Here is a 16,418-nt window from a genome sequence, read left to right on the forward strand (position 1 = left end):
GGTTCGTTCAGGCAGACGGGGATGATAGCGGCGGGTTTGGACCGTCCTGGTACTGCGCTGCGCGCTTCGAGGGCAGCACGGCACAGAGCCGTATATCGAGGGCGGCGAAGAATGCGGCAGGCAGTTGAACCTGCAGCGGTACGGCTAAAGCGTCTGGGTGACGGACCCAAAGTTTTACTGCATCTTTTTCGGTGCAAATCAGCCTTGTGCGCTTGTCTGATAATCGCTTCCAGCTATCAAAATCATAGTGATCCGGCAAGGGCTCGGCGTGTGCGAGATCCAGGCCCTGATCGCGCAGCATGGCAAAAAAATCGCCCGGTCGTGCCACGGCAGCTACGGCGTGCAACGGCTGTCCGTGCAGCGACGCCAGGAGCACACGCGTTCCGTCCGCCTGTACCGCCCAGGGTGCAAGGCTCCGCTGCAGCCCAAAGGCCAGCCCGCCCGCCTCATGCGCCGGGGCGGTTGCGCCTGCATGCAGCACAAAGTCCACCGGCCGCGGCCACGGCTCGCGCAGCGGGCCTGCAGGCAACAGCCAGGCGTTGCCCACGCCCTCGTTGTTGAACACGCAGATTTCCACGTCGCGCTGCAGGGCCAGGTGCTGCAGACCGTCGTCGCAAACGATCAGGTCGGTCTCTGGGTGGGCGGCCAGCAGCGCCCGGGCCGCGGCGATGCGGCGTGGCGCCACAAAGACAGGAACGGCTGCAGGCCCGGTGGCAAAGCTGCGCGCGATCAGCGCAGGTTCATCGCCCACTTCGCTAACCGGGCTGTCCGGGGTGACCGCGCGGCAGTCGGTGGTGCTGCGGCCGTACCCCCGTGAGACCACCCCGACGCGCAGGCCTCGGGCCTGCAGATGCCGCACCACGGCCATCACCACCGGGGTCTTGCCGGCGCCACCAGCGATCACGTTGCCCACCACCACCACGGGGCGGCCAGCGTGCTCGGACCGCAGCCAGCCGGCGCGATACATGGCGCGGCGGCCTGCCACCAGGGCCCGATAGAGCAAAGACACGGGCCACAGGGCCCACGCTGCTGCACCACGCGTTTGCCACACGCCGGGCAGGCCGCGCTGCGCCGAGGCCGAAGCCTCCGAGGACAGCGAGGGGGAGGAGGGCTTTGGAGATGACGCTGAAGAGGGCGGCTGCGGCCCGGAGGCAGCCATGCCCGTCAGCGGCCGTTGGCGCGGCCCGATGCCGACGACTGCGTGGCGAAGGTGATCTGGGTCAGGCCTACGCGGCGCGCGGCCTCCATCACGGTGACCACGGATTGGTGGGACGCCATGGCATCGGCGCTGATGATGACCACGCTGTCGCGCCCGGCGGTGGCGGCTACGCGCATGGCCTGCGCCACGGCGTCAACACTCTTGCCGTCCACGCCGCTCTTGTTCACGGCATAGCGGCCGTCGGCTGCAACAGACACGATCACCTCCTTGGGGTGGTCGCGCTGCTGCTCCGCGTCGGCCACGGGCAGCGTCAGCTGCAGTTCGGTGAACTTGCTGTACGTGGTGGTCAGCATCAAAAAGATGAGGATCACCAGCAGCACGTCGATGAACGGGATCAGATTGATCTCGGGCTCGTTCTTGGGACGGGGGCTGAAGTTCATGGGCAAGAGCAAGAAAACGGGCGGGCGGCCAGGCGCGGCTGGTTACTTGACCTTGCGCAGGCGCAGGATGTGGCGCACAAACTGCTCGGACGCCAGCTCCAGCGTGAGCAGATAGGCATCGACGCGGGCGCGGAAGTAGCGCCAGAAGATCAGCGCAGGGATGGCTACGATCAGACCGAAGGCGGTGTTGTACAGCGCGATCGAGATGCCGTGCGCCAGTTGTGCGGGGTTGCCACCGCCCATGGCCTGGCCCATACCGCCCGTACCAGCTTGCGATCCGAAGATCTCGATCATGCCGATCACGGTGCCCAACAGGCCCAGCAAGGGCGCGGCCGAGGCGATCGTGGCCAGGGCGGACAGGTACTTCTCAAGCCGGTGGGCAACTGCGCGGCCGGCGCCTTCCATGGCGGCGCGCAGATCGGTTTCGCTGCACTGGGGGTTGCTGTTCAGGGTGCGCAGACCGCTGGCCAGCACTTCGCCCAGTGCCGAGTTCTGCGCCAGCTGGTTCACCACATCGGGCGTAGGCACGGACTTGGAGGACACCGTGATGGCTTCGTCCAGCAGTTTGGGAGGGGCGACACGGGCCGTTTTCAAGGCCACAAAGCGTTCGAAAATCAACGCCAGCCCCAGGACGGAACACGCAATCAGGGGCCAAATCGGCCAGCCTGCGGCTTGTATGATGGACAGCAAATCTCTCTCCGCGCAGATGTAAGCAATCGGCGATTATGGCCTAGCTTCGCGGCACCTCTTCGTCACAAACCGTTACCTTGCCGCTGCCCTCCAGCGCTGCGCGGCTCACCCACAAAAACTGTGGATAACTTTGTGGGCAACCCACCTGCACGGGCTTGCAAAGTGGCGCCAATTCACGCTCGCAACAGATTGATGAAAATTTACGCAGTGAAAAGTTCTTATAAATCAAAGACTTGCACGTATTTTCGTGTTTCCGGGGCGATTTGCCTGGTGCAAGGCGCGTTCGGGGCTGCACGCCGGTTTCTGTGGACTACTCGCCCTGCGGGCGGCGCGCCAGAGCGCGCCGATGCTGATGCTTGAGCGGCCAAACGCTGCATTGGCGCCGCGCGTATGGGAAGTTGGAGCCCTATGCCGCGCCATTGCTGATGCGCTGGAGGCGCGGTTCAATCCTGTTGCGGTTCGCGGCGAGATAACGGGCTTCTCGCGCGCGTCCAGCGGGCATTGTTATTTTTCGGTCAAGGACTCCCAAGGCCAACTGCGGTGCGCCATGTTCCGCCGCGCCGCCAGCCTGCTTGACTTTTCGCCCCGCGATGGCGAATTGGTGGAGCTGCGGGGGCGACTGGGGGTGTACGAGGCGCGGGGCGACCTGCAGTTCGTTGTGGAAAGCATGCAGCGTGCAGGGCAGGGCGCGCTGTTCGAGCAGTTTCTGCGGCTCAAGGCCCAGCTGGACGCGGAGGGGCTGTTCGACAGCGCTCGCAAGCGGCCGTTGCCGATGCAGCCGCGCGGGATTGGCCTGGTCACATCGCCTGGGGCCGCAGCGTTGCACGATGTGGTCACCGCGCTGCGCCGCCGGGTGCCCCACATTCCCGTGGTGCTGGTGCCTGCACAGGTGCAAGGGGCCGCGGCCCCGGCATCCCTCCGGTCTTCGCTATCAAAACTGTATCTGCTTGCGCAGGCGGGACAGGCACCAGGGGCAGATTTGAATAAAAATCCGCCCATCGACGTCATCCTGCTCGTGCGCGGGGGCGGCTCCATCGAAGACCTGTGGGCCTTCAACGACGAGCAGCTCGCCCGCACCATCGTGCAAAGCCCGGTGCCCTTGGTCTGCGGCGTGGGGCACGAAACCGACTTCACCATTGCCGACTTCTGCGCCGACCTGCGGGCCCCCACGCCCACCGCCGCGGCGGAGCTGGTGGCCCAGCCGCGTGACGTTTGGCTGGGCGCCCTGGGCCTGCTGGCCAGCCGCCTTGCAGATGGCGTGGAGCGCCAGCTCGACGCGCGCCACCAGCGTCTGGACCAGGCGGCCGCGCGGCTGGGCCGCCCCTCCGCGCTGGTGGCCCGCCAGCAGATGCAGCTTGCGCGGCTGGCGCAGCGGATGCGCCATGGCGTGCTACTGAAAACGCAGCGCCTTGCGCACACTCAGCAAGCGCTGCAGGCCGATTTGCCCACCAAGATGCAGCGCTGCCTGCAGCAGCAGGCCGACCAGCTTGATCGCACCGCGCTGCGGCTGCAGCTGCTGGACCCGCGGCTGGTGCTGCAGCGCGGCTATGCGCTGCTGACGGACACGGCCGGCCATGCGGTCACCAGCACACGGCAGGCCCGGCCGGGCGACGCGCTGCGTGCCACGCTGGCGGATGGCACGGTGGATGTGACCGTCGCGCAGCCGCGATTGCTGTAATGCGGTGACGCGGTGATGCTCTGTCGGATGGCAGGGCCGTGCCACTGCTGTAGGACATGAGCGTGTTTTGGGCTGCACCGCCGCTTTGGCCCTACATCGCGTGCCGCGACGCTGCAGAGGTCACGTGATGTTCCTACAATGCCCCCTTCCCGCTGTGCCCGACTGCATTGCTCAGGAAAGCCGGCCGTGCAGCCCCCTGGCATCCCCAGAATTTCAAACCACGAGGAACCACCATGGAACACACCCTTCCCCCGCTGCCCTACGCTATTGACGCCCTGGCCCCCCACTACAGCCAGGAGACCCTGGAATACCACCACGGCAAGCACCACAACGCCTATGTGGTGAACCTGAACAACCTGCAAAAGGGCACCGAATTCGAATCGATGACGCTCGAAGAGATCATCAAGAAGTCGAGCGGCGGCATCTACAACAACGCTGCACAAATCTGGAACCACACATTCTTCTGGAACTGCATGGCTCCCCAGGGCGGCGGTGAGCCTTCGGGCGCGCTGGCTGCAGCCATCAATGCCAAGTGGGGCAGCTATGCCGCGTTCAAGGAAGCCTTCGTGAAGTCCGCCGTGGGCAACTTTGGCTCGGGCTGGACCTGGCTGGTGAAGAAGGCCGATGGCAGCGTGGACATCGTGAACACCGGCGCGGCCGGCACGCCCCTGACCACTGCCGACAAGGCGCTGCTCACCGTGGACGTGTGGGAACACGCGTACTACATCGACTACCGCAACCTGCGTCCCAAGTTCGTTGAGACATTCCTCGACAAGCTGGTGAACTGGAAGTTTGCCGAAGCCAACTTCGCCTGACGAGGGCCTGCTGCGCACCCGGTGCGCGCAGCCACAAAAAAACGGCCTGCGGGCCGTTTTTTTGTAGGCAGTTTTCAAATGTTTTCTGGCCCTGGCGCTTGCTGGTAAATAGCTGACAGCTATTAAAAAAGAAGCGGCCTGGGTCTTTGGCTGGCACCTGGGGCAGGGTAGACGCCGGTGCTATTTGCGGCTGAACACCGCGCCCCCCAGCCGTGCGCCGGGTTTGATGCCCTTCTTGGCAAACCAGCCCTGGTTCATCTCCAGCACATAGCGTACGGGCTTGACCGAGCAGTGCGAGTCCAGCGTCTGCGGCTTCATGTCAGCCAGGTTCACGATGGTGCCGTCATCGTCCACAAACGCCGCTGTGAGCGGCAGCAGCGTGTTTTTCATCCAGAAGCACTGCTGCGCAGGCTGCTCAAACACGAACAGCATGCCTTCGTGCTGCGGCATGTCCTTGCGGTGCATCAGGCCGGTCTGGCGCTCTTGCGGGGTGGCGGCCACCTGCGCGTCGATGCGGTGCATGCCGGCGGTCAGTTCCATGCGCTGCAGGTTCAGCTGCGGTCCCTCCTGGGCCTGCGCACCGGCTATCAGGGCGGCGGCTGCGGCAGCGGCCAGCAAGGGGCGGCAAAGAGATACAACAGGGCGGACAAAGGCGGCGCGGGCAGCGGTCATGGGCAAGCTTTCCTCGAAGGGGCGTCAAGCGCCCGGTGAACGACAGAGTGCAAAGCGGACGAGCGGTTCAATCGGTGGTGCGGCCTTGGGCCGACGCCGCTAATAAACAAAACGCCCGCTGATGCGGGCGATTTTGAAGCATTGGCGGGGCGGTTGGAATCAAGCCTCCTGCCTGCCACTGACTGCGTAGGATGGGCGCGTCAGGCAGTCTTCTTGGGGGTCTTTTTCTTGGCGACCTTCTTGGCGGACTTTTTCTTGGCCGTTTGGGTGCTCTTGGCCTTTTTTCTGGTGGCGGCCATGGGGGTGGGGTCGGCCGCGGGCGCTGTGGTTGCGACAGGTGCAGCAGCGGGCGCCGGGGCCGGTGTGGCCGCAGGTGCCTGGGCAAAGGCGCTTGCAGCAAACAGACCAGCCATGAGGACAGCGAGGAGTTTTTTCATATATGCCGTTTCAATGGTGAGGACACACAAAAAGAGCCACCCGGGAATTCGCGCGGCTCTGCCCGCAAAGATAGCAGCGGTGCGCTGGTTGCCCGGGCCGGACCGCAAATTTTTCTCATTAGAATGACCCGGACCCGCTCCCGCGCCGGCGCGCGCTGAGCCCGCTTCAGACCCCTCCGGAGACACATCCCCATGACCCGCTACCAGCACATCACGGTGCCTGCCCAAGGCCAGAAGATCACCGTCAACGCCGACATGTCCCTGAATGTGCCGGACCAGCCCATCATCCCCTTCATCGAAGGCGACGGCACGGGGCTGGACATCACGCCGGTGATGATCAAGGTGGTGGACGCGGCTGTGGCCAAGGCCTATGGTGGCGCCAAGAAAATTCACTGGATGGAGGTGTACGCCGGCGAAAAGTCCACCAAGGTCTACGGACCCGACGTGTGGCTGCCCGAGGAAACCTTGGACGTGCTGCGCGAGTACGTGGTGTCCATCAAGGGCCCGCTGACCACGCCCGTGGGCGGCGGCATCCGGTCGTTGAACGTGGCGCTGCGCCAGGAGCTGGACCTGTACGTGTGCCTGCGTCCCGTGCAGTATTTCAAGGGCGTGCCCTCGCCGCTGAAGGAGCCCGAGAAGACCAACATGGTCATCTTCCGCGAGAACTCCGAGGACATCTACGCCGGCATCGAATTTCAGGCCGAGTCCGAAAAGGCCCAGAAGCTCATCAAGTTCCTCACGGAAGAAATGGGCGTCAAGAAGATCCGTTTTCCCAAGACTTCCGGCCTGGGCGTGAAGCCCGTGTCCATCGAAGGTACCGAGCGCCTGGTGCGCAAGGCCATCCAGTACGCCATCGACAACGACAAGCCCAGCGTGACCATCGTGCACAAGGGCAACATCATGAAGTACACCGAGGGCGGCTTTCGCGACTGGGCCTATGCGCTGGCGCAGAAGGAGTTCGGGGCCGAGCTGATAGACGGTGGCCCGTGGTGCCGCCTCAAGAACCCCAAGAACGGCAAGGAAATCACCATCAAGGACAGCATTGCCGACGCCTTCCTGCAGCAGATCCTGCTGCGCCCGGCCGAGTATTCCGTTGTGGCCACGCTCAACCTCAACGGCGACTACATCTCCGACGCACTGGCTGCACAGGTCGGTGGCATTGGCATTGCGCCCGGCGCCAACATGTCGGACTCGGTGGCCTGCTTTGAAGCCACCCACGGCACGGCGCCCAAATACGCCGGCAAGGACTACGTGAACCCTGGCTCCGAAATCCTATCGGCCGAGATGATGCTGCGCCACATGGGCTGGACGACGGCGGCCGACCTGATCATCAGCTCGCTGGAGAAGTCCATTGCATCCAAGAAGGTGACCTATGACTTCGCCCGCCTGATGGAGGGCGCCACCCAGGTCAGCTGTTCCGGCTTTGGGCAGGTCATGATCGACAACATGTGAGCCTGATTCACTGGATCTAAAAGAAGGTGGGGCACCAGGCCCTGCCAAAGCGCACAGCCCTTGGTTATCTCTCAGAACCAAGGGCTTTTTTGTACGCGGCCGGGCGATGCCGGACAACGTCAAACTATGCAAACTGCCATTTGGGAGTTGGCATACCGGGGCCCGAGCCTCTAAGATGGTTCGCCAACCCCGTGTTTGTCTGGCCTCATGAGGCGACACAAACTGCGTTGATCGAGCGACCGCAATATCGACAAACAGGCGGCAGCGCGGCTTTCCCAGGCCCAGGCACATCAGGTGCATGGCCGGGCAGCCCCCACAGAGAGGACTGCATGGCGTCTGACTTTTCCACGGCTTACTGGGAGCAAAACCCCGATGCACTGCTGGTGCTTTCCCATGAAGGTGTGGTGCAGGAGTGGAACCCCGCTGCTGAACTGATCTTTGGCTACACGCAGGCCGAAGCCCGCGGACGATCGCTGCTGGATCTGATCGTTCCGCCCGACCGTGCGCACGAAGAGGATGCTATCCGCGCCGAGGCCGTGCGCGTGGGCACGTCGGTGCACGAATCCGTGCGCAGCCGCAAGGACGGGTCGCTGGTGCACGTCAACGTGTCCACCAAGGCCGTGCGCAACGCCGCAGGCGAGCTGCTGTACTTCCTGTCCAGCAAAAAGGACGTCACACAGCTCAAGGTGCAACGCGACGCCAAGCTGCTGGAGGCGCGGTTCCGCGACCTCCTTGAATCCACGCCCGACGCCATCGTCATGATCAACGTCACCGGCCGCATCGTCATGGTCAACTCCCAGGCCGAGCGCGTGTTTGGCTACCAGCGCGCCGACCTGCTGGGCCAGGCCGTGGAAGTGCTGCTGCCCCCACGTTACAGGGGTGCGCACCTGGGGCACCGCAGCGGCTTCATTCGCCAGCCGCGCACGCGCACCATGGGGGCGGGGCTGGAGCTTTATGGCCTGCGCCAGAACGGTGAGGAGTTCCCGGTGGAGGTCAGCCTGAGCCCCATCGAGACCGAAGAAGGGCCCATGGTGATGAGCGCCATCCGCGACATCACCGACCGCAAGCGCGCTGACCAGAAATTCAAGGACCTGCTGGAGGCCGCTCCGGACGCCATGGTCATCGTCAATCGCGAGGGGCGCATCGTGCTGGTCAACTCGCAGGCCGTCAAATTGTTTGGCTGGAGCCGCAACGAGCTGCTGGGCCAACCCATCGAGCTGCTGGTGCCTGCACGTTTTGGCGCATCGCATCCACAGCACCGCGCCGGCTTTTTTGCCGAGCCCCGCAGCCGCGCCATGGGGGCGGGGCTGGAGCTGCACGGCCTGCGCAAGGACGGCACCGAGTTTCCCGTCGAGATCAGCCTGAGCCCGCTGGAGACGGAAGAAGGGCTGTTCGTCTCCAGTGCGATCCGCGATGTGACCGAGCGCAAGCGCATCGAGCAGGCGGTGCGCGACAAGAACCTGGAGCTGGAGAACGCTGCGCTCGTCAAGGACCGCTTTCTTGCAAGCATGTCGCACGAGCTGCGTACGCCGCTGAACGCGATCATCGGCTTTACCGGCACACTGCTGATGAAGTTGCCTGGCCCCCTCAATGCTGAGCAGGAAAAGCAGCTGCGCATCGTGCAGACCGGCGCGCGTCACCTGCTCTCCCTCATCAACGATCTGCTGGACGTGGCCAAGCTGGGCGCCAACAAGCTCACGCTGAACCTGGAGCCAGTGGATGTGCGAGCCGTGGCCGAAGAGGTGTCGGCCACGCTCGGGCCCGAGGCCGTTCGCAAGGCGCTGGCCTTTGCCATGCACCTTCCGCCCGGCGGTGTGATGCTGCGCACCGACCGGCGCGCGCTCAGCCAGATCCTGATCAACCTGCTGGGCAACGCCATCAAGTTCACGCACCAGGGCAGCGTGCACCTGACGCTGCGGGACGAGGCAGGCGACCCGTCAGGACGCAGGCTGGTGGTGCAGGTGCAGGACACAGGGCCGGGCATCCCGGCCGAAGACCAGCCCCGCCTGTTCGAGGCTTTCTCGCGGGTGGAAAGCGCCGATCGGCGCCACCAAGAGGGTACGGGCCTGGGCCTGCACCTGAGCCGCAAGCTGGCGGAGGCCCTGGGTGGAAGCTTGACCTTTGAAAGCGCGGAAGGGCAGGGCACCACCTTCACCCTGGAAATCCCGGAGTCCACGGCATGACGACGACAGCCACCATCCTGGTCATTGAAGACGACGACGCCAGCCGACAGCTGGTCACCTACCTGCTGGAGGCCTCGGGCCACACGGTGCTGTCCGCCGACAACGGCGCCGCCGGGCTTGAACTGGCGCTGTCGCAGCCCCACGACCTCATCCTTTGCGACCTGCAAATGCCCATCATGAACGGGTATCAGGTGGCCCAGACCTTGCGCTCCCACCCGCGCTGGCGCGCCGTGCCCCTGGTGGCCGTGACTGCGTTCTCCATGCCTGGCGACCGCGAGAAGGCGCTGGAAATGGGGTTTGACGACCATTTCTCTAAACCCATCACCCCCGAAACTTTTGTGCAGCAGATAGAAGGCTTCCTGGGCACCGCCGCCGCGCCTTAGGCGCACGTCGGCGCAGAGCCGCTTGGGCAATTCAGCATGGCAAAGATTCTTGTTGTCGATGATCAACCCGCCAACCGGGAGCTGGTGGCCACCCTGATCGGCCACGGCGGACACCAGGCGCTGCAGGCCTCCGATGGCGCCGAGGCACTGGCGCTGGTGCGCGCCGAACGGCCTTCGTTGGTCATCTCCGACATCCTCATGCCCACCATGGACGGCTACGAGTTTGTGCGCCAGCTGCGCGCCGATGCGGACATCGCCCAGACCCAGGTGATCTTCTACAGCGCACACTACCGCGAACTGGAGGCGCGCAACCTGGCCGCTGCCTGTGGCGTGACCCAAGTGCTTGTCAAGCCCTGCGAGCCACAGGAGATCCTCGGCGCCATCGAACTGGCTCTGGCCCAGGCGCCCGCGCCCGCGTCCCCGGTTTCCGAGCACAGCTTCCAGACGCAGCACCTGCGGCTGATGACGGACAAGCTCACCGGCAACGTAGCGCAGCTGGAGGCTACCAACCTGCGCTTGGCGGCCCTGACCGAACTGAACCTGCAACTGGCGTCCGAGCGGGACCCGCAGGCGCTGCTGGCCAGCGTGTGCCGCGGCGCGCGCGACCTGGTGGGCGCGCAGTACGCCGTGCTGTGCGTGGCCCGCAAGGACAGCCCTGACCCATTTGTCTGCACCATCGGGCTGGACGCGGAGCGGTGGGGCACGCTGCCGCCACCCGTGATCACCCATGGCCTGCTGGGCACGGTGCGGGCAGAGCGCCGACCCGAGCGATGGCTTGACCCCGCCGGAAGGGCCGAGGCCATCGGCCTGCCTACCGGCTACCCACCTTTGTTCACCGCGCTGATCGTGCCCGTGATCTCGCTGTCGTACTCGTACGGCTGGATCTGCCTAGCCAACAAGCTCGGGGCCGAAGGCTTCACGGCAGAGGACGAAAAGCTCGCGGCCATCCTGGGCGCGCAAGTGGGCCGCATCTATGAGAACGGCAGCCTCTACCAGCAGGTGCAGCGCCATGCCGACCAACTGCAGCGCGAGGTGCTGGAGCGACAGCGCGCCATGGAGACCCTGCGCGCCACCAAGGCCAGCCTGCGCCGCGCGCAGGCGCTGGCGCGCATTGCCCACATCATCAGCGGCCCGGGGGGCGTGTTCGAGAGCTGGCTCGATACCCTGCCAGACATGCTGGGCGTTGCTGTGGACGCCATGCCGCAGACGGCGCGCGATTGGCTTGGCCTGGTGCACCCGGAAGACCGCGACGTCTTTCGCCGCCACGCGCACGCAGCCGCAAGCCACGGCGCGCGCCGGGACTTCACCTACCGGCTGATCCGTCCGGACGGCCAGCCCATTCATCTGCGCCAGGTGATGGAGCCGCTGGACGACGAAGCCGGGCGCGGCAGCGTGGGCCGCTGGTTCAATACCATCCAGGACATCACCCGCGAGAAGCGGGCCGAGGAAGAGCTGCACGAAAGCGACCGCCGCTTCAACGACATGCTCGACAAGGTCGAGATGATCTCCCTCATGCTCGACCGCGACGGCTGCATCACCTATTGCAATGAGTACCTGCTGCGGCTGACCGGATGGCGGCGCGAAGACGTGTTCGGGCGCAATTGGTTCGAGCTGTTTGTGCCGCCCGACGTGCAGGAGGTGCGCGGCGTGTTTGCCGACTTGCTGGACGACCGGCCTTCTGCCTGGCATTACGACAACGAAATCCTCACCCGCGCGGGCGAGCGACGGCTGGTGCACTGGAACAACACCGTGCTGCGCTCGGTGGGCGGGCAGGTGACCGGCGTGGCCGCCCTGGGCGAAGACATCACCGAGCGCCGCGAGGCCGAGCGCAAGATCAAACGCTTGAACCGCGTGTACGCCATGCTCAGCGGCATCAACACGCTGATCGTGCGGGTGCGCGAGCGCGAAGAGCTGTTCCGCGAAGCCTGCCGCATTGCCGTGGACCACGGGCATTTCCGCATTGCCTGGATCGGCCGGGTGGACCGGGCGGATGCGCGGGTCGTTCCGGTGGGCATCTCGGGTGTGGAGTCCGACTTTGTGCACAACATCCACGACCGGCTCGGCCTGTACGACGTGCCCACGCCGGGCGAAAGCCTGGCCTCTGCGGTGGTGCGCACGGGCCGTCCAGTGGTTTGTGACGACATCGTGGGCGATTCGCGCGTGATGCTGCGCGATGAGTTGCAGACGCGCGGAGTGGCCAGCATCGCGGTGCTTCCGATTCTGGTAGGCCAGCAGGTGGTAGCCACGCTGGCGCTGCTGGCCGACGAAATTCGCTTTTTTGATGACGCCGAGATGAAGCTGTTGTCCGACCTTGCCGGTGACATCGGTTTTGCGCTGGACCATCTGGACAAGGAAGACCGGCTGAGCTACCTGGCGTATTACGACGACATCACCGGGCTGCCCAACCGCACACTGTTCCTGGAGCGCAGCGGCCAGCACCTGCGCCCGCGCGACGGCGCCACCGCACTGCTGGGCATTGCGCTGATTGACATCAGCCGCTTTCGCATCGTCAACGACACGCTGGGCCGTCGCGCGGGAGACGAGCTTCTCACGCAGGTGGCGCAGCGGTTGCAGCGGGCGACCAGTGACAACATGGACCTGGCGCGCATCGGCATCAACAGCTTCGGCATCGCCGTGCCCGATGTGCGCGATGCGGGCGCCATGGCGCTGGCTGTGGACCATCTCATGCGCGCCTGTTTTGACGCTCCGTTCACGCTGGACGGCACCGAGCTGCGCATGGCCGCCAAGGCCGGCGTCGCCGTCTACCCCCTGGACGGCGCAGACGCCGAAGCGCTGCTGCGCAACGCCGAGGCCGCACTCAACAAGGCCAAGGCCTCGGCCGACAACCTGCTGTTCTACACCTCGGAAATGAACACCCGCGTGGCCGAGGCGCTGAGCCTGGAAGGGCGCCTGCGCGAGGCGCTGGAGCGCAACCAGTTCGTGCTGCACTACCAGCCCAAGCAGCACCTGGCCACGGGCATCATCGGCGGCGCCGAGGCCCTCATCCGCTGGAACGACCCGCAGCGCGGCCTGGTGCCGCCGGGGCAGTTCATCCCCATCCTGGAAGAGACCGGCCTCATCTATGACGTGGGCCGCTGGGCGCTGCGCCAGGCCCTGGCCGACAACCGGCGCTGGCGCGAAGCGGGGCTGGCTCCGGTCCGCGTGGCGGTCAACGTGTCCTTTCTGCAGCTTCGCCACCGTGGCTTCATCGACGAGGTGCGCGATGCGATCGGGGGCGACCCACAGGCCGCGGCAGGGCTGGAACTGGAGATTACCGAGAGCATGGTGATGGAGGACGTGCAGCGCAGCACCGAAAGTCTGCAGGCCTTGCGCGACATGGGTATCTGCATTGCCATCGACGACTTTGGCACCGGATTTTCATCGCTGGCCTACCTGGCGCGGCTGCCGGTGGACATCCTCAAGATCGACCGCTCGTTCGTCACCAACCTGGCCGCCGGGCCGCAGGGGCTGGCTCTCGTGTCCACCATCATCAACTTAGGGCACTCTCTGGGCCTGAAGGTGGTGGCCGAAGGGGTGGAGACCGGGGGCCAGTCACGCATGCTGGCCCTGCTGGGCTGCGATGAAATGCAGGGTTACTTGCTTAGCAAGCCGGTGCCGGCCGATGTGTTCGAGGCCCGCTTCCTGCAGGCCCCGCCGGCTGCGCCGGTGCCGCCCGCAGCGGCTTGAACCCGGCGAAACCCTTGGCACGAGTTCGGGCGGGTCGGCACGGACTCGCGCGTTTTTGCAGGGCCCTGCATCGAGGGTTCAAGCCCCCAGCGCGCCTGGGGGCACCGAGGTTATCGGCCGGCTTCCTATGATGGACGGACCGTCGGCTTGCACACAGGCTGCGCGCCGCTGGCCTTTCTCCCTTTTCGCCGTTCGCTTTTCCAACACGTTTGAACCATGGGTAACGACCCCCGCCAATCTTCCTATCCCTCGGCCGCCCCTGGAGACGACCGGCCCACGCGCCGGCTCATGCGTGTGGGCACGCTGGGCATCCTCGCCTTCTGGCTGGTGGTGATGGCGGCACTGTACTTTGGCATGCAGTACTTCATGCAGCCCCGGGGCGTCACCGTGACGGCCGACGGCGCTGTGGTGGTGCCGCGCCACCATGACGGGCACTTTCGCGTGGCGGGCAGCATCAACGGGGTGCCTGTGATGTTTTTGGTGGACACGGGCGCCAGTCTGGTCGCCGTGACGGACGCGCTCGCCCAGCGTGCCGGCTTGCAGGGCGGCGAGCCCATCACCTTCCAGACCGCCAACGGCCAGCGACAGGGGCGCGTGATTGCCTCGGAATCGGTCACCGTGCGGTCGCTGGCGGTGTCAGGCCTGCGCGTGGGCACGGGCTACACGGGCCGCAGCGACGACGATGCGCTGCTGGGCCAGAACTTTCTGCGTCACTTTGACGTGGAGATGGGCCGCGACCGCATGGTGCTGCGGCCCCGCGGTGGTTGAACAATCAGTCCTGACTCCGCTCGTTGCGCGGGCCCACTGCCGTTTGATAGAACTACTGTTTTGATAGCTGCTAGCGCTTGCTGGATAAGCGCCAGAGCCACTTTTTATTCAAATTTTAGGCCGCTGTCGCCACCAACTGCGCAAAACGCGGCAGCAGGCTGGCCGAATCCGGCGTGGCCTGCACGCCTCGCTCCAGCGCTTTCACATCCACGCCTGCACGCTGCAGCGCAGGCGCAAAACACGCTACGTAGTCGCGCATCACCGCATAGGTGAACTCGGGGTGAAACTGCACGCCCCAGGCACAGGGGCCGACGCGGAACGCGTGGTGCGGCTCGTGCGCGTTGGCGGCCAGCGCCACGGCACCAGGGGGCAGGCGCCGCACCGTTTGCTCGTGCACCACCTGGGCACCAAAGCGGGCTGGCAGGTGGTCCAGCAGGGCGTCGCCCTCGGCACCGGCCAGGCGCTGCACGGCCACGGTGCCTATCTCCAGCCCGGCAGGGTGGCGCGCCACCTCGCCGCCCAGCGCGTGGGCCAGCAGTTGGTGGCCGTAGCAGATGCCCAGCACGGGCACCCGGGCCGCCACCACGCTGGCCAGCCATGCGGCGGTGCGCTCGCTCCAGGGTTCGCGGTCGGTCACCATGGAGGGGGAGCCGGTCACCACCACGCCCGCTATCTGGCCGGGCTGTGGCCATGCGGTGGCGGTGCGGGCGTCCAGTGTCTGCAGCGCCAGCTGCGTGCTGGCGGGGGCCTGGTTCAGGCCGCGCGCAATCCAGTCTTCAAAGTCGCCATGCCGGGCCCGTTGGGCGGGCAGGGTGTCGCCGGTCTTGATGATCCAGAGGGTGCGGGAGGGTGTCGCTGTCATGCGGCGAGCATAGCGGCGGCGAGCTGCTCGCCGCTTGCAAAGTCCAGCGTGCGCGTACCCACGGCGGCGGCCAGGTGCGGGTCGTGGGTCACCAGCATCAGCGCGGCGCCGGTGTCTTGCACCGCACTCAGCAGCACCTGGATGGCCTCCTGCTGCGTGATCGGGTCCAGGCGCGAGGTGGGCTCGTCGGCAAACAGCAGCGCTGGTTGCGCCACCAGCACCCGCGCCAGCGCAATGCGCTGCAGCTCGCCGCCCGACACTTGGTCGGGCTTGCGGGCCAGCAGGTCTTCGGGCACACGCAGTTGGGCCATGCGCTGCTGCACCGCCTTCCAGTGGCAGCGGTGCAGCCGGGCCGCATCGCGCAGCGACTGGGCCAGGCTGATGTGCGGGGCGAACGAACTGACCGGTTCCTGGTACAGCTTCTGAAACGCATGCGGGCGTAGCCTGGCGCTGCGCTCCACACGGCCCGTGTCGGGCGCCACCAGGCCCAGCAGCACATTGCCCAGCGGAAGTCCTTGGTGTCATATTTACCATGATCCAAATAACATCGGGCCAGCCGATTGCCGCCCAGCGTCAATTCATAGCTCAAACCAAACGCCATGGCGTACCCGCCTTTGAGAATTTCTTTCGGGAAAATAAAACAATTTTTGCGGATGCACCTCAGAATTTGCGACCTGTTATGCTAAATGCGTACAACAGCCCAACACACTCGGAAGTTGTAAGCGAAATCGAGGCCTTGGTTAAGGAGTTTGAGCAGCGTGTGGAGGCTCTTTAAATGAAACGGAATGAACAATTGTCTTTAATTTTTGAGCTGCTTAGCAAGGCCGTCGCAAACCTCCCAGATGACGAGCTGGATAGAGTGGTGCATGGAACTCACATCATTGACTTGAAGATCGTTCGAAACCGTAGTAGTACAAAGGTCGCCGTTGACTCAGAGAGTTTAAAATCGGCGGAGATTGCAAAGGAACTTGAGAGTTTCTCGGATAGAGGGATCGCAAGTAACCACCTGAGAGAAATCGCCCTGAATAAAAAGTCTCTTGAATTACTTGCGCGCCACCTGGACATTGCGGTGTCAAAACAAGATAAAACGGAAGATTTGGTAAATAAGATCATTGAGTCAACGGTTGGTGCAAGATTGCGATCCTCCGCAATTCGTGGGCCAGAGGCATGACCAGATATGGGACGAAGTGAT

Annotated in this window: 16 protein-coding genes; 9 read left to right on the forward strand and 7 right to left on the reverse strand. The window is 64.9% G+C overall.

The window, feature by feature from the left end:
* Nucleotides 1-7: 7 nt before the first annotated feature.
* Genes lpxK through ACK4HJ_RS04570 form a run of 3 tightly spaced genes read right to left on the reverse strand, consistent with a single transcriptional unit; the run spans nt 8 to nt 2,289 of the window.
* Entirely contained in the window at nt 8-1,159 is a 1,152-nt protein-coding gene (gene lpxK, locus ACK4HJ_RS04560; RefSeq protein WP_409828121.1) for a tetraacyldisaccharide 4'-kinase, read from the reverse strand.
* Between the two features lie 5 nt (nt 1,160-1,164).
* Nucleotides 1,165-1,599, reverse strand: coding sequence for an ExbD/TolR family protein (locus ACK4HJ_RS04565; protein ID WP_409828123.1), 435 nt, complete (start codon nt 1,597-1,599; stop codon nt 1,165-1,167).
* 42 nt (nt 1,600-1,641) lie between these two features.
* Entirely contained in the window at nt 1,642-2,289 is a 648-nt protein-coding gene (locus tag ACK4HJ_RS04570; protein WP_409828125.1) for a MotA/TolQ/ExbB proton channel family protein, read from the reverse strand.
* A 352-nt stretch (nt 2,290-2,641) separates the two neighbouring features.
* On the opposite strand from ACK4HJ_RS04570, the gene xseA reads away from it, so the two are divergent.
* A complete protein-coding gene (gene xseA, locus ACK4HJ_RS04575; RefSeq protein WP_409828127.1) occupies nt 2,642-3,967 on the forward strand; it encodes an exodeoxyribonuclease VII large subunit in 1,326 nt (441 codons plus the stop codon).
* A 233-nt stretch (nt 3,968-4,200) separates the two neighbouring features.
* Nucleotides 4,201-4,782 (forward strand): superoxide dismutase, encoded by a 582-nt coding sequence (locus ACK4HJ_RS04580; RefSeq protein WP_291504638.1) that lies wholly within the window; start codon nt 4,201-4,203, stop codon nt 4,780-4,782.
* A 180-nt stretch (nt 4,783-4,962) separates the two neighbouring features.
* Here ACK4HJ_RS04580 and ACK4HJ_RS04585 read toward each other — a convergent pair whose 3' ends face one another.
* Both ACK4HJ_RS04585 and ACK4HJ_RS04590 read right to left on the reverse strand, forming a co-directional pair.
* Nucleotides 4,963-5,454, reverse strand: a complete 492-nt coding sequence (locus ACK4HJ_RS04585; RefSeq protein WP_409828130.1) for a DUF192 domain-containing protein — start codon at nt 5,452-5,454, stop codon at nt 4,963-4,965.
* Between the two features lie 200 nt (nt 5,455-5,654).
* Nucleotides 5,655-5,891, reverse strand: a complete 237-nt coding sequence (locus ACK4HJ_RS04590) for a hypothetical protein (RefSeq protein WP_409828132.1) — start codon at nt 5,889-5,891, stop codon at nt 5,655-5,657.
* Nucleotides 5,892-6,083: 192 nt separating this feature from the next.
* Between ACK4HJ_RS04590 and icd the strand changes: the two genes are divergently transcribed.
* The 5 genes from icd to ACK4HJ_RS04615 all read left to right on the forward strand — a co-directional run bounded on the left by icd (nt 6,084) and on the right by ACK4HJ_RS04615 (nt 14,364).
* A complete protein-coding gene (gene icd / locus ACK4HJ_RS04595; RefSeq protein WP_409828134.1) occupies nt 6,084-7,343 on the forward strand; it encodes an NADP-dependent isocitrate dehydrogenase in 1,260 nt (419 codons plus the stop codon).
* A 329-nt stretch (nt 7,344-7,672) separates the two neighbouring features.
* Nucleotides 7,673-9,526, forward strand: a complete 1,854-nt coding sequence (locus ACK4HJ_RS04600) for a PAS domain S-box protein (protein ID WP_409828135.1) — start codon at nt 7,673-7,675, stop codon at nt 9,524-9,526.
* Nucleotides 9,523-9,909 carry a response regulator gene (locus ACK4HJ_RS04605; protein ID WP_409828136.1) on the forward strand — a complete coding sequence of 129 codons (387 nt, stop codon included), beginning with the start codon at nt 9,523-9,525 and terminating at the stop codon, nt 9,907-9,909. The genes ACK4HJ_RS04600 and ACK4HJ_RS04605 overlap by 4 nt, the downstream gene beginning before the upstream one ends.
* A 36-nt stretch (nt 9,910-9,945) precedes the next feature.
* A complete protein-coding gene (locus tag ACK4HJ_RS04610; protein WP_409828138.1) occupies nt 9,946-13,596 on the forward strand; it encodes an EAL domain-containing protein in 3,651 nt (1,216 codons plus the stop codon).
* A 216-nt stretch (nt 13,597-13,812) separates the two neighbouring features.
* Nucleotides 13,813-14,364, forward strand: a complete 552-nt coding sequence (locus ACK4HJ_RS04615; protein WP_409828140.1) for a TIGR02281 family clan AA aspartic protease — start codon at nt 13,813-13,815, stop codon at nt 14,362-14,364.
* Between the two features lie 115 nt (nt 14,365-14,479).
* On the opposite strand, the gene ACK4HJ_RS04620 is transcribed toward ACK4HJ_RS04615, so the two are convergent.
* On the reverse strand, nt 14,480-15,226 hold the full coding sequence (locus ACK4HJ_RS04620) for a glutamine amidotransferase (RefSeq protein WP_409828142.1): 747 nt from the start codon (nt 15,224-15,226) through the stop codon (nt 14,480-14,482).
* Nucleotides 15,223-15,723: an ATP-binding cassette domain-containing protein gene (locus ACK4HJ_RS04625; RefSeq protein ID WP_409828143.1), complete on the reverse strand. Its 501-nt coding sequence runs from the start codon at nt 15,721-15,723 to the stop codon at nt 15,223-15,225. The genes ACK4HJ_RS04620 and ACK4HJ_RS04625 overlap by 4 nt, the downstream gene beginning before the upstream one ends.
* A 35-nt stretch (nt 15,724-15,758) precedes the next feature.
* Here ACK4HJ_RS04625 and ACK4HJ_RS04630 point away from each other — a divergent pair, with 35 nt between their 5' ends.
* Together ACK4HJ_RS04630 and ACK4HJ_RS04635 are read left to right on the forward strand one after the other, a co-directional pair.
* Nucleotides 15,759-16,001, forward strand: coding sequence for a hypothetical protein (locus tag ACK4HJ_RS04630; protein ID WP_409828145.1), 243 nt, complete (start codon nt 15,759-15,761; stop codon nt 15,999-16,001).
* Nucleotides 16,002-16,397: a hypothetical protein gene (locus tag ACK4HJ_RS04635; RefSeq protein ID WP_409828147.1), complete on the forward strand. Its 396-nt coding sequence runs from the start codon at nt 16,002-16,004 to the stop codon at nt 16,395-16,397. It abuts the gene before it with no gap.
* Nucleotides 16,398-16,418 lie beyond the last annotated feature (21 nt).

The organism is Acidovorax sp. (assembly GCF_046294525.1).
Classification (GTDB): Bacteria; Pseudomonadota; Gammaproteobacteria; order Burkholderiales; family Burkholderiaceae_C; genus Acidovorax.